The organism is Pseudomonas sp. BJa3, assembly GCF_026343815.1.
Classification (GTDB): Bacteria; Pseudomonadota; Gammaproteobacteria; order Pseudomonadales; family Pseudomonadaceae; genus Aquipseudomonas; species Aquipseudomonas soli.
Map to the genome: position 1 here is coordinate 124,792 of NZ_JAOXMC010000012.1, position 13,386 is coordinate 138,177.

Sequence of the window (13,386 nt, forward strand, 5' to 3'; positions counted from 1 at the left end):
ACGGCCCGCAGAGGCCGGATCCGATAACAATACGCACTGCCGATGGAGAGCCACCATGCATCGCTTTATCCGCCGCAGCCTGTTGTCCCTCGCGCTCAGCACTACCGTAGCCACTCCGCTTTTCGCCGCCGAACCCGCCGCCTGCAAGGATGTGCGCCTGGGCGTGGTCAACTGGACCGATGTGATCGCCACCAGCGCCATGGCCCAGGTGCTGCTCGACGGCCTGGGTTACCAGACCAAGCAGACCAGCGCCTCGCAGCAGATCATCTTCGCCGGCATCCGCGACAAGCGCCTGGACATGTTCCTCGGGTACTGGAACCCGATCATGACCCAGACCATCACCCCGTTCGTCCAGGCCGGCCAGGTGAAGGTGCTCGACAAGCCCAGCCTGGAAGATGCCCGCGCCACCCTCGCCGTGCCGAAATACCTGGCCGACAAGGGCCTGAAGACGTTCGCCGACATCCACAAGTTCCACAAGGAGCTGGGCGGCAAGCTCTACGGCATCGAGCCCGGTTCCGGCGCCAATACCCAGATCAAGGCGATGATCAGCAAGAACCAGTTCGACCTCGGCAAGTTCCAGCTGGTCGAGTCCAGCGAGGCCGGCATGCTCGCCGCCGTCGACCGCGCCGTGCGGCGCAAGGAGGCGGTGGTGTTCTTCGGCTGGGCGCCGCACCCGATGAACGTGAACATCGACATGGTCTACCTGGGCGACAGCCAGGACGCCCTCGGCCCGGACGAGGGCCGCGCCACGGTGTGGACGGTGACCGCGCCGGACTATGCCCAGCGCTGCCCCAACGCCCATCGCCTGCTGACCAACCTCAGCTTCAGCGCCGAGGACGAGAGCCGGATGATGCAGCCGCTGCTCGACCACAAGGACGCGCTGGAATCCGCGCGCCAGTGGCTCAAGGACCACCCCGAGGACAAGGCCCGCTGGCTTGACGGGGTGACCACCTTCGACGGCAAACCGGCCGCGGACAACCTCAAGCTCACCGCCAACTGACACCGCCTCAGCGCTGGCAAGCCAACACCCACGGGACTTCCACACGACCAGGGTTCATCACCAACCCTGTGGGAGCCGGCTTGCCGGCGATAGGGCCAGCAAAGACACCAAGAGGAACTGATCAATGAACCACGACGTCATCATCACCTGCGCCCTCACCGGTGCCGGCGACACGGTCGCCAAGAGCCACCTGGTCCCGGTCACGCCGAAACAGATCGCCGAGTCCGCCGTCGAAGCCGCCAAGGCCGGCGCCACGGTGGTCCACTGCCACGTCCGTGACCCGCAGACCGGCCGCTTCAGCCGCGACGTCAACCTCTACCGCGAGGTGATGGATCGCATCCGCGAGGCTGACGTGGACATCATCGTCAATCTCACCGCCGGCATGGGCGGCGACCTGGAGATCGGCCCAGGCGAATCGCCCATGGAGTTCGGCCCGGGCACCGACCTGATCGGCCCGCTGGAGCGCCTGGCCCATGTCGAAGCGCTGCTGCCGGAGATCTGCACCCTGGACTGCGGCACCCTCAACTTCGGCGATGGCAACGCCATCTATGTCTCCACCCCCGCCCAACTGCGTGCTGGCGCCAAGCGCATCACCGAGCTAGGCGTGAAGGCGGAGCTGGAGATCTTCGACACCGGCCACCTGTGGTTCGCCAAACAGATGATCAAGGAAGGTCTGCTGCAAGACCCGCTGTTCCAGCTGTGCCTGGGCATCCCGTGGGGCGCTCCGGCCGACACCACCACCATGAAGGCCATGGTCGACAACCTGCCTGCCGACGTTACCTGGGCCGGTTTCGGCATTGGTCGCATGCAGATGCCGATGGCTGCCCAGGCGGTGCTGCTTGGCGGCAACGTGCGGGTCGGGCTGGAAGACAACCTGTACCTGGACCGTGGCGTGCTGGCCAGCAACGGCCAACTGGTCGAGCGGGCCGCCGAGATCATCACCCGCATGGGTGGCCGTGTGCTCACCCCCGCCGAAGGCCGGGAAAAGATGAACCTCAAGCGTCGCTAATATCCCCGCAGGAGCCAGATATGCCTTTCATCACCGACATCAAGACTTTCGCCGCGCTGGGTAGCGGCGTGATCGGCAGCGGCTGGGTCGCCCGCGCCCTGGCCCACGGCCTCGACGTGGTTGCCTGGGACCCGGCCCCCGGTGCCGAGGCCGCGTTGCGCAAGCGCATCGCCAACGCCTGGCCGGCGCTGCAAAAACAAGGCTTGGCAGCCGGCGCATCGCAGGATCGCCTGAGGTTCGTGGCCACCATCGAGGAATGCGTGGGCGATGCCGATTTCATCCAGGAAAGCGCCCCCGAACGCCTGGACCTCAAGCTCGACTTGCACGCGAAGATCAGCGCCGCCGCCAAGCCCGACGCAATCATCGGCTCCAGCACCTCGGGGCTGCTGCCCAGCGAGTTCTACGAGTCGGCGACCCACCCCGAACGCTGCGTGGTGGGGCACCCGTTCAACCCGGTCTACCTGCTGCCACTGGTGGAAATCGTCGGCGGCCGCAAGACCACCCCTGAAGCCATCGAAGCGGCGAAACGCATCTACACCAGCCTGGGCATGCGCCCGCTGCATGTGCGCAAGGAGGTCCCCGGTTTTATCGCTGACCGACTGCTCGAAGCGCTATGGCGCGAAGCCCTGCACCTGGTCAATGACGGTGTCGCCAGCACCGGCGAGATCGACGACGCGATTCGCTTTGGCGCTGGGCTGCGCTGGTCGTTCATGGGTACGTTCCTCACCTACACTCTGGCTGGAGGCGATGCCGGCATGCGCCACTTCATGGCCCAGTTCGGCCCGGCATTGAAGCTACCCTGGACCTACCTGCCAGCGCCGGAACTGACGGACAAGCTGATTGACGACGTGGTTGAAGGCACCTCGGAGCAATTGGGCGAACACAGCATCGCCGCGCTGGAGCGTTATCGTGACGACACCCTGCTGGCGGTGCTGGAAGCGGTGAAAACCAGCAAGGCCAAGCACGGCATGGCCTTCAGCGACTGAGGAGAAAACGATGCCCGCCCTGATCACCTATCGCACTCGCGTGTTGCCCGAGTGGGTCGACTACAACGGCCACCTGCGCGATGCCTACTACCTGCTGATCTTCAGCTTTGCCACCGATGCGCTGATGGAGCGCATCGGCCTGGATGGCCAAGCACGGGGCCAGAGCGGGCACTCATTATTCACCCTGGAGGCACATATCAATTACCTGCACGAGGTGAAACTTGACATCGAGGTGTGGGTGCAGACTCACATCATCGGCTTCGACAAGAAGCGTCTGCACCTATATCACAGCCTCCATCGCAATGGGTTTGACGAAGCGCTGTCGGCCAGCGAACAGATGCTGCTCCATGTCGACATGGCCGGTCCCAGGTCGACCGCCTTTGGTGAGCATAGCGTGATGCTGCTGCGGGAGCTGACGCAGCAGCAATACGATCTCCCATTGCCGGCGCTGACAGGAAGAGTAATTCGGTTGCCAAGTTGAATGCCCCTTGGCAATTCGCCCAAACGCACCCCTTGGAAGACTTAATAAAAGTTCGATATAACAACAGCCCGCTCGTTCAGACGGCGCTTTTCATGAGAGTGGTCATCGCCGAATCGCACACCGAGATAAGTTACGCCAGGGTCAGACCAGCGATAAATATACTCACAGTTGCCAGTGCATTCCTTCGGATCATAGCCAATTGATGCATAACGCTTACCCTCATAAGTCGGACTTATGAAACCAAATTGGTAAGGAGGGACATATTCCGACCCCCCTGGTTTCCATACATGATTAATCCCCATTAAATGGCCAAAGCCATGCAAAAAATATTCTGGACTTTTAATATTGAACACATAAAACGCGTTATCTTTTTGGGCTTCATCATAAGTTACTTCTTTCTTGTCCACCCAGTACGCCCCCACGATGACCACATCGGCAGCATGCTGCTTACGAAGTCTAGCCACTTCTTTTGTGGCTTCAGTTTCTGCATCTGTAAAATCCAGCAGAATTTTATCGTTGTGGTGAAAAATACTGTCAGCTGCATTCGATGCGGTCATGTGAGCCACGGTGAGTTTCAGAGATACGCCATCCCCCTGATTAGTCATTTCGTTGAACCACTCAAGCTCGTCTCTCAGGACAATCATCGCTGACGGTTCCATTGTATTGGTTTTTCTGGTGCTAACCAGAAGTACCGAGATCGAAGGTTTGGCCTTCGAGATAGACTTTGATGCTACCGCTTTAGTAGCGTGCTCTTGCACAGCTGGCTCATTTTCTAGTACCAGGCAGGGCGGTGCTGCCGCCATGTCGACCTGCATCAACCCATGCTGGCCGTTACCTACATCCTCCAGAACATAGAGCTTACCCTCGACAACCACTCGCCCCCTGAGTGAATCGCCGCGACGGGCTAGAAAAATGAAATTCGCTGCGTTGAAATGTCCATCCTTCACATCAGATGAGGCATCACCGAACCAATAGTCAGCGGGGGTATACTTCAGCGCCGCCTCTGCGCGGCTGCCAACCTCATCAGATTCATGCCCTTTATAGTTGCGCAGTTTAAACTCTACAGCTCTTCCGCCTGGCAGCAATACAGACAAGCGGTTTGTCGACTTCCTTACGACCTCAGGGTCTACACGTATCAACTGAATGCTTTCTTTCCCCGGCCTATCAAGCAATACCCCCAGCTTGTGCCGGCCAGCGGCTTTTTCAGCTTCTAGCGCCTCACGGTTTACCGAAGGCTCCAGTGTGGCCAACCGCAGGGCTTCCTGCGCTAAAGCAGGGCGTAAGGAAATCAGTAACAACACTACCAAAAGCACGGCATGCGCCCAGCACTTCAATGTCAGGTCTCTCATACCTCACCTCCGAAAATAGACGAGGTTCAATTGGACAGGCGGATGAGGTATCCGACAACTGGCAGAATTACCAGGTAGCGCGTAGCGCAAAAAAGAAACCCCGGTAAGCCGTGAGCATCCGGGGCCAAGCGCGGGCAACATTCACTTTGCGTGGAATGAGGGTGACCAAACCCTCGGTGCCGTGAATGACATCAGTGTGCAGGCTTGCCGCCCCGACGATTTAGCCGTAAACGACCTGTTCTTAGCCAAAGCGGCCATCGCGGCATTCTGCCCTTGCCGCGCTGGCAACTCCGTCACAGAATCAATTGCAAACAACACAAGCGAAGGGCAACGGCCATGATGCATGCGGATCTGATCGACCAGGACGACCTGTTGGGTCAATTGCGCTCACGGGGTTTCGACATTCCGGCCGGCGCCAGCGCCGAGCAGGCCTGCGAGGTGGTAGTGCGTGGGCTGACCGAACCCAATGCCCGGGCGCTCAAGGGCATGGTGGAGCAGATGTATACCGGCAGCGCGACGATCCTGCCAGCGGTACGCCAAGCCATCGACAAGCAGTTGCTGCCGGCGCTGGCACAATATAACAAACACGCTTGATTCAACGCGAAATCAGGGAGACACGCCGGGCCTGACTGTTTCGATTAATATATGCGAGATAGCAGGCCCAGGCTTTACGGCATGCCAACAAGTCATTTACCTGCAAAACCCTGAGGAGCCGAATACTGTATAAACTCAATCTTATCAAACAAATCCCGGTTACTTCGCGTAACTCGGTATGGGGAAAGAAGTGAAGTTTCCAAGGGCCTTAGGCTAATCAAAAAACGCTCGCGATACTCTTTATCAAGCTCACCCTCAATACACAGAGCGTTCACCCGACTCTCAGTTTGAAAACAAAGCTCCATGTGGCCTTTTGGCAGATTACTAAGAGCGATCGAGTCTATCATCTTATTTCTTGTTGCTCTGCACATTATATTTTCACCTTGCCCCACCACCGTGAGACAATCGTCGCCCCGCATGTACCTTTGCGTGAAGGTGACCACGCGTATTTCATGGTCGGATTTAGTTGACGGCACCGTCGTACAGGCCGAAAAAGATGAAACCACCAACAAACCCATAAAAATAGAAAAATAAGTTGCTCTTGATTTCATGGCTATATTTCCCTCATGAGAACTTGAACCATTTTTCAGACATCTGCGGGCTTGCAGAAATCCGGCTTGGTAAATCGCTCATGACCATACTTTCGTAACAGTCCACAGTCCGCAACTAGCAAAAATATCAGGTCGAAAAAACAAAAAGCCCGGCCGCATCAAGCGACCGGGCAACATGAACGACAACACTACTTGGCTACCCTCTCCGCGTGTATTCCACAAAGGCAACGCGGAGCTCAGAGCCTCACACTGGCAAACGTCGACTCATTGCGGGCCTGGCTGAGCGCCGCCATCGGCCCGCTGTGGGGCGACAGCGCCATGGCCTGCGGGATCGGCATCATCGCCACCTGCTGGGTGGTGTTCGAGCCCACCCGCTCGTCACGCGGCGGAATGCCGAAGTATTCGCGATAGCACTTGGAGAAGTGCGGCGTGGAGACGAACCCGCACACCGATGCCACCTCGATGATCGACATTGGCGTCTGCTTGAGCAGTTGCCGGGCACGGATCAGGCGCAGCTTGAGGTAGTAGCGCGATGGCGAACAGTGCAGGTACTTCTGGAACAGGCGCTCGAGCTGGCGCCGCGACACGGCCACATAGACTGCCAGCTCGTCGAGGTCGATCGGCTCTTCGAGATTGGCCTCCATCAGCGCGACGATTTCCTGCAGCTTCGGCTGGTTGGTGCCGAGCATGTGCTTGAGCGGCACGCGCTGGTGGTCCTGCTCGTTGCGGATGCGCTCGTAGACAAACATCTCGGAGATCGCCGCCGACAGCTCGCGGCCGTGGTCGCGGCTGATCAGGTGCAGCATCATGTCCAGCGGCGCGGTGCCACCGGAGCTGGTGAAACGGTTGCGGTCGAGGGTGAACAGGCGGGTGCTCATGTTCACCCGCGGGTAGGCCTCCTGCATTGCCGCCAGGCATTCCCAGTGCACGCTGCAGTCAAAGCCGTCGAGCAGCCCGGCGCAGGCCAGCGCCCAGCTGCCGGTACACACCGCGCCCAGGCGACGCGACTGGCGGGCCTGGGCCTGCAGCCAGGTGACGTGCTCGCGGGTGACCGTGCGCTGGATGCCGACGCCACCGCAGACAATCACGGTGTCCATCGGCGGCGCGCTGTGCATGGCCGCGTCGGGGGTGATCTGCAGGCCGTCGCTCGCCCACACCTGGCCACCATCGACGGTCAGGGTATGCCAGCGGTACAGCTCGCGACCGGACAGCTGGTTGGCCATGCGCAGCGGCTCGACCGCCGACGCCAGGGAAATGAGGGTGAAGTTGTCCAGCAGGAGAAAGCCGATGGACTGGGGTGCTGTGCGGTTCTGGGTTGGGGTCCCGGAGGTGTACGACGTCATCGCGATTTCTCCTCACACAATGCAGGGTGTGCTTCAGGCGAGCACTGTTCTTGTAATGGCCCCGTTTCGTATGCAGGGGCTTTGCCAATCTCAACGCAAATGGCATGCCTGAATTTGAACGCCCATCCAATAAAACCCAAAAGCGACGTCGGCATGCGCCTTCCAGCGGCCTGGGTGATAAGCGTCTAGTCAAGCGCAAACAGGCGCGCCAGCGCCTCTGCGCGTCACCCCTGAGCAATTCGGTAGCACTTGTGGGAAGGTTGCCCAGATGCGACAGACTTAAGTGTCACCGACAACCAACCTGCTGGTAACGACAGGCGACGACCGGTAGATGACAACCGCTGCGCCAGAATGTGGCGCATCGGTCACGTGTGGGCCAGAACGGCGCATCAGCACTCGATGACGCTGACCGCCAGCCCCCCACGGGAGGTTTCCTTGTACTTGTCGTGCATGTCGGCGCCGGTATCGCGCATGGTGCGGATCACCTGGTCCAACGAGATGAAGTGTTCGCCATCACCGCGCAAGGCCATCTGCACAGCATTGATCGCTTTCACCGCGGCAATGGCGTTGCGCTCGATGCACGGGACCTGCACCAGGCCACCGACCGGGTCGCAGGTCAGGCCGAGGTTGTGCTCCAGGGCGATCTCGGCGGCGTTCTCCAACTGCGCCGGGGTGGCGCCAAGCACCTCGGCCAAGCCTGCGGCCGCCATGGCGCAGGCCGAACCGACCTCGCCCTGGCAACCAACCTCGGCGCCGGAGATCGAGGCGTTCTTCTTGCACAGGATGCCCACGGCAGCCGCGCCGAGGAAGAAGTCCACCACATTGGACTCATCCACCGCATCGGAGAAACGCATGTAGTAGTGCAACACCGCCGGGATGATCCCCGCCGCACCGTTGGTGGGCGCGGTGACCATGCGCCCGCCAGCGGCGTTCTCTTCGTTGACGGCCAGGGCGAACAGGTTGACCCACTCCATGGCGCTCATGGTCGAGCCGATCACGTTGGGCTTGCCCAGCTCCTGCAGGCTAAGGTGCAAGCGGGCGGCGCGGCGGCGCACATTGAGCCCGCCGGGCAGGATGCCTTCATGTTTGAGGCCGTTGTTCACGCACTCCTGCATGGCTTGCCAGAGCTTGAGCAGCCCGGCGCGGATCTCGGCTTCGCTGCGCCAGACCTTTTCGTTCTCCAGCATCAATTGCGACACGCGCAGGTCGTTTTGCTTGCACAGGCGCAGCAGTTCGGCGGCGCTGTCGAAGTCGTAGGGCAGCACGGTCTGGTCGGCGTCCAGCACGCCGCTGGCGGCCTGGGCGGCATCGACCACGAAACCGCCGCCCACCGAGTAATAGGTGTCGCGGTGCAGCTCGCCCGCCTCGCCTTCGGCAATCAGGGTCATGGCATTCGGGTGGTAAGGCAGGTTCTCGTCCAGCAGCAGCATGTCGCGGGTCCAGACGAACTCGACGGGCAGGCGATTATCGAGCTTGAGCACGTTGGTTTCGCGCAGGTCGGCGATACGTGGGGTGATCTGGCTGGGATCGATGGCGTCCGGCCATTCGCCCATCAGCCCCATGATCGTGGCGTTGTCGGTGCCGTGGCCGACACCGGTGGCCGACAGCGAGCCATACAGCCTCACTTCGATACGCCGTACCTGCTCCAGCTCGCCGCGCTCACGCAGCCCCTGGACGAACAGCGCAGCGGCGCGCATGGGGCCGACGGTGTGCGAGCTGGAAGGCCCGACACCGATCTTGAACAGGTCGAACACGCTGATGGCCATTGTCGAATCACCTCTTGCTGGGCTTGTCTCTGCGCGCCAGGCGCAGGGCGGAGCAACTGCTAGGCTGAAACAGTCGAGCCGCCTTGAATGCTCGCATCATCGGGCTTTTGCCCAGCCCTTCGCCGTCTGCAACCGACGTACTTTTGTCCAGCAGCGCCGCCGCTGCACGGGCCTTTCGTGCGCCGTTTTCCAGCGGCGGGACGACGCAAAAACCGAGGTATGGGGGTGGAAAAATCCAGTTGCGACATCGTCCGTACTGGATACGACCCGTCCTGTACTGGATACGACGCCACCAGTAGGCGATTGCCGAACGCTGGAGGATTATCGAAAGCGACTCGTATTGCACGGCCTCGCATCCTGCCCTCTGCAGGCCTGGTCGACCGGAGCCCTGAGAACGCCCGGCGGCCCACGCGAACCCGAAGATAAAATCACAGGAGTCCATCCATGAAAGGTTCACCCAAGCTGTTGCTGGTCGCGTTGCTGTCCGCTCCGCTGCTGGCCCAGGCCGCCGAACCCGAGCAGTGTCAGACGGTGCGGTTCTCCGATGTCGGCTGGACCGACATCACGGTCACCACCGCGACCACCAGCGTCGTGCTCGAAGCCCTGGGCTACAAGACCCACACCACCATGATCTCGGTACCGGTGACCTACAAGTCTCTGGCGACCGGCAAGGACCTCGACGTGTTTCTCGGCAACTGGATGCCGACCATGGAGAACGACATCAAGCAGTACCGTGACGCCGGCACCGTCGAGACCGTGCGCGCCAACCTGGAAAATGCCAAGTACACCCTGGCCGTGCCCCAGGCCTTGTATGACAAGGGCCTGAAGGACTTCGCCGACATTCCCAAGTTCAAGCAGGAGCTCAAGGGCAAGATCTACGGTATCGAACCGGGCAACGACGGCAACCGCACCATCCAGAAGATGATCGACGACAACGCCTTCGGCCTGAAGGACGCCGGGTTCCAGATCGTGCAGTCCAGCGAGGCGGGCATGCTGGCCCAGGTCGACCGGGCGCAGAAGCGTGAAGACGCGATCGTCTTCCTCGGCTGGGAACCGCACCCGATGAACACCCGCTTCAAGATGCAGTACCTGACCGGTGGGGATGCCTATTTCGGTCCCGACTTCGGCAAGGCCACCGTGCTGACCAACACCCGCAAGGGCTACGCACAGGAATGCGGCAACGTTGGCCAGCTGTTGAAGAACCTGTCGTTCGAGCTCAAGGATGAAAGCACCATGATGGGCTATGTCCTGGACGACAAGATGAAGCCCGAGGCGGCCGCTAAGAAATGGCTGAAGGACAACCCTGGCAAACTCGACGCCTGGCTCGCCGGCGTGACCACCGTGGATGGCAAACCCGGCCTTGAGGCGGCCAAGGCCAAACTGACGCAATAACGCAAGACGCCATGGCAACACCTCGGGGTGGGACCGTGCCCACCCCGGACTGATTTCAATCTTTGCAGGTGGAAGCTCGCTATCATGCTTATCGATCAGAAAATACCCCTGGGGCAGTACATCGCCTCATTCGTCGAATGGTTGACCCAGAATGGCGCCAGCTACTTCGACGCCATCGCCGCAGGCCTGGAGTTCATGATCCATGGGGTCACCAGCGCCCTGACCTGGTTCAACCCGTTCGTGCTCATCGCCCTGTTCGCCGCCCTCGCGCACCTGATCCAGCGCAAATGGGCGCTCACCGTCTTCGTCGCCCTGTCGTTCCTGCTGATCCTCAACCTGGGCTACTGGCAGGAGACCATGGAAACCTTGGCGCAAGTTACCTTCGCCACGGTGGTCTGCGTGGTTATCGGCGTGCCGCTGGGCATCGCCGCCGCGCACAAACCGATGTTCTACACCGCCATGCGCCCGGTGCTGGACCTGATGCAGACCGTGCCCACCTTCGTCTACCTGATCCCGACCCTGACCCTGTTCGGCCTGGGCGTGGTGCCGGGGCTGATCTCCACCGTGGTATTCGCCATCGCAGCGCCCATCCGCCTGACTTACCTGGGTATCTGCGACGTGCCGCAGGAGCTGATGGACGCTGGCAAGGCCTTCGGTTGCTCGCGCCGCCAGCTGCTGACCCGCATCGAACTGCCCCACGCCATGCCGAGCATCGCCGCCGGGGTGACGCAATGCATCATGCTGTCGCTGTCGATGGTGGTGATCGCCGCCCTGGTCGGCGCCGACGGCCTGGGCAAACCCGTGGTCAACGCACTGAACACCGCCGATATCTCCCTGGGCTTCGAAGCGGGCCTGGCCATCGTGCTGCTGGCGATCATGCTCGACCGTATCTGCAAGCAACCGGAGCTGCCGGTAAGGGGTGAGGCATGAGCATCATTCGTTTCGAAGACGTCGACGTCATCTTCTCCAGCAAGCCGCGCGAGGCGCTGGCCCTGCTCGACCAGGGCAAGACCCGCGAGCAGATCCTCAAGCAGACGGGCCTGGTGGTCGGCGTCGAAAAGGCCAACCTGGACATCAACAAGGGCGAGATCTGCGTACTGATGGGCCTGTCCGGCTCGGGCAAGTCCAGCCTGCTGCGCTGCATCAACGGCCTCAACACCGTGAGCCGCGGCAAGCTGTTCGTCGAGCACGAAGGCAAGCACATCGATATCGCCCACTGCACCCCGGCAGAACTGAAGATGATGCGCACCAAGCGCATCGCCATGGTGTTCCAGAAGTTCGCCCTGATGCCCTGGCTGACGGTGCGCGAGAACATCAGCTTCGGCCTGGAGATGCAGGGCCGGCCAGAGAAGGAACGGCGCAAGCTGGTGGATGAAAAGCTCGAGCTGGTGGGCCTGACCCAGTGGCGCAACAAGAAACCGGACGAACTCTCCGGTGGCATGCAGCAGCGCGTGGGCCTGGCCCGGGCGCTGGCGATGGACGCCGACATCCTGCTGATGGACGAGCCATTCTCGGCACTCGACCCGCTGATCCGCCAGGGTCTGCAGGACGAATTGCTGGCCCTGCAGAGCAAGCTGAGCAAGACCATCGTGTTCGTCAGCCATGACCTGGACGAGGCGCTGAAACTGGGCAGCCGCATCGCTATCATGAAGGACGGGCGCATCATCCAGTACAGCAAGCCGGAAGAGATCGTGCTCAACCCGGCCGACGAATACGTGCGCACCTTCGTCGCCCACACCAACCCGCTCAACGTGCTGTGCGGCCGCAGCCTGATGCGCAGCCTGGACAATTGCCGGCGGGTCAACGGTTCGGTGTGCCTGGACCCTGGCATCGACTCATGGCTGGACCTTGGCGAAGGCGGCTCGCTCAAGCGCGCACGCCAGGGCCAGAATGGCCTGGACATGCAGAACTGGGCGCCAGGGCAGGACGTCGGCTTGCTGGAGCGCAGGCCAACCGTGGTGCACGCCGATATCGGCATGCGCGAGGCACTGCAGATACGTTATCAAACCGGCAACAAGCTGGTGCTGCAGGATAACGACAAGGTGGTGGGGATACTCGGGGATACCGAGTTGTATCACGCGTTGCTCGGCAAGAATCACGGGTGATTCAATTGGGGCCGCGTTGCGGCCCCAATCATTTTTTCAGCGTACGACAATACCGCGCGAAGCCATGTAGGCCTTGGCTTCCGGTACCGTGTACTCGCCAAAGTGGAAGATGCTCGCGGCCAGCACCGCGCTGGCATGCCCTTCCAGGATACCGTCGGCCAGGTGCTGCAGGTTGCCTACGCCACCGGAAGCAATCACCGGGATCCCCAGTGCATCGCTGATGGCGCGGGTCACGCCCAGGTCGAAGCCATTCTTCATGCCATCCTGGTCCATGCTGGTAAGCAGGATCTCGCCAGCCCCCAGGCCTTCCATCTTCTTCGCCCACTCCACCGCATCCAGCCCGGTAGGCTTGCGCCCGCCGTGGGTGAAGATCTCCCAGCGCGGGGTTTCACCCGGGCCGGAGACTTTCTTGGCGTCGATGGCAACGACGATGCACTGCGAACCGAAACGGTCCGCCGCCTCGCCCACGAACTCCGGGTTGAACACCGCGGCGGTGTTGATCGACACCTTGTCGGCACCGGCGTTGAGCAGGTTGCGGATGTCCTGCACGGTGCGCACACCACCACCCACGGTCAGCGGGATGAATACCTGGCTGGCCATGCGCTCGACGGTATGCAGGGTGGTGTCACGGCCATCGACGCTGGCGGTGATGTCGAGGAAGGTGATCTCGTCGGCGCCCTGCTCGTCGTAGCGCCGGGCGATCTCCACCGGGTCGCCGGCATCGCGGATGTTCTCGAACTTGACGCCCTTGACCACCCGGCCGTTATCCACGTCCAGGCAAGGGATGATGCGCTTGGCCAGTGCCATGGT

Annotated in this window: 13 protein-coding genes; 8 read left to right on the forward strand and 5 right to left on the reverse strand. The window is 61.2% G+C overall.

Annotation, left to right across the window (positions count from 1 at the left end; translation table 11 throughout):
• The first annotated feature begins 55 nt into the window (after nt 1-55).
• From choX to OH705_RS16790, 4 genes are all read left to right on the forward strand, one after another.
• Nucleotides 56-1,000: a choline ABC transporter substrate-binding protein gene (gene choX, locus OH705_RS16775; RefSeq protein ID WP_038706982.1), complete on the forward strand. Its 945-nt coding sequence runs from the start codon at nt 56-58 to the stop codon at nt 998-1,000.
• A gap of 124 nt (nt 1,001-1,124) precedes the next feature.
• Nucleotides 1,125-2,009, forward strand: coding sequence for a 3-keto-5-aminohexanoate cleavage protein (locus tag OH705_RS16780; RefSeq protein WP_110604178.1), 885 nt, complete (start codon nt 1,125-1,127; stop codon nt 2,007-2,009).
• A 20-nt stretch (nt 2,010-2,029) separates the two neighbouring features.
• Nucleotides 2,030-2,995 (forward strand): L-carnitine dehydrogenase, encoded by a 966-nt coding sequence (locus OH705_RS16785; RefSeq protein WP_267302575.1) that lies wholly within the window; start codon nt 2,030-2,032, stop codon nt 2,993-2,995.
• A 10-nt stretch (nt 2,996-3,005) separates the two neighbouring features.
• Nucleotides 3,006-3,476, forward strand: a complete 471-nt coding sequence (locus OH705_RS16790) for a thioesterase family protein (RefSeq protein ID WP_267302576.1) — start codon at nt 3,006-3,008, stop codon at nt 3,474-3,476.
• Nucleotides 3,477-3,517: 41 nt separating this feature from the next.
• Here OH705_RS16790 and OH705_RS16795 read toward each other — a convergent pair whose 3' ends face one another.
• A complete protein-coding gene (locus tag OH705_RS16795) occupies nt 3,518-4,825 on the reverse strand; it encodes a hypothetical protein (protein ID WP_267302577.1) in 1,308 nt (435 codons plus the stop codon).
• Nucleotides 4,826-5,161: 336 nt separating this feature from the next.
• Between OH705_RS16795 and OH705_RS16800 the strand changes: the two genes are divergently transcribed.
• On the forward strand, nt 5,162-5,419 hold the full coding sequence (locus OH705_RS16800) for a hypothetical protein (RefSeq protein WP_094011004.1): 258 nt from the start codon (nt 5,162-5,164) through the stop codon (nt 5,417-5,419).
• Nucleotides 5,420-5,511: 92 nt separating this feature from the next.
• Here OH705_RS16800 and OH705_RS16805 read toward each other — a convergent pair whose 3' ends face one another.
• The 3 genes from OH705_RS16805 to OH705_RS16815 form a co-directional block, all read right to left on the reverse strand.
• Entirely contained in the window at nt 5,512-5,970 is a 459-nt protein-coding gene (locus OH705_RS16805; protein ID WP_267302578.1) for a hypothetical protein, read from the reverse strand.
• A gap of 236 nt (nt 5,971-6,206) precedes the next feature.
• Nucleotides 6,207-7,313, reverse strand: coding sequence for a GlxA family transcriptional regulator (locus tag OH705_RS16810; protein WP_046853807.1), 1,107 nt, complete (start codon nt 7,311-7,313; stop codon nt 6,207-6,209).
• A gap of 389 nt (nt 7,314-7,702) precedes the next feature.
• Nucleotides 7,703-9,079, reverse strand: a complete 1,377-nt coding sequence (locus tag OH705_RS16815; protein ID WP_267302579.1) for an L-serine ammonia-lyase — start codon at nt 9,077-9,079, stop codon at nt 7,703-7,705.
• 444 nt (nt 9,080-9,523) lie between these two features.
• Between OH705_RS16815 and OH705_RS16820 the strand changes: the two genes are divergently transcribed.
• From OH705_RS16820 to choV, 3 genes are all read left to right on the forward strand, one after another.
• Nucleotides 9,524-10,471, forward strand: coding sequence for a choline ABC transporter substrate-binding protein (locus OH705_RS16820; protein ID WP_023629855.1), 948 nt, complete (start codon nt 9,524-9,526; stop codon nt 10,469-10,471).
• An 81-nt stretch (nt 10,472-10,552) separates the two neighbouring features.
• Nucleotides 10,553-11,401, forward strand: a complete 849-nt coding sequence (gene choW, locus OH705_RS16825) for a choline ABC transporter permease subunit (RefSeq protein ID WP_172402369.1) — start codon at nt 10,553-10,555, stop codon at nt 11,399-11,401.
• Nucleotides 11,398-12,576, forward strand: coding sequence for a choline ABC transporter ATP-binding protein (gene choV, locus OH705_RS16830; RefSeq protein ID WP_023629857.1), 1,179 nt, complete (start codon nt 11,398-11,400; stop codon nt 12,574-12,576). Before choW ends, choV begins: the two co-directional genes overlap by 4 nt.
• 36 nt (nt 12,577-12,612) lie before the next feature.
• On the opposite strand, the gene hisF is transcribed toward choV, so the two are convergent.
• On the reverse strand, nt 12,613-13,383 hold the full coding sequence (hisF, locus tag OH705_RS16835) for an imidazole glycerol phosphate synthase subunit HisF (RefSeq protein WP_023629858.1): 771 nt from the start codon (nt 13,381-13,383) through the stop codon (nt 12,613-12,615).
• Nucleotides 13,384-13,386: the final 3 nt, after the last annotated feature.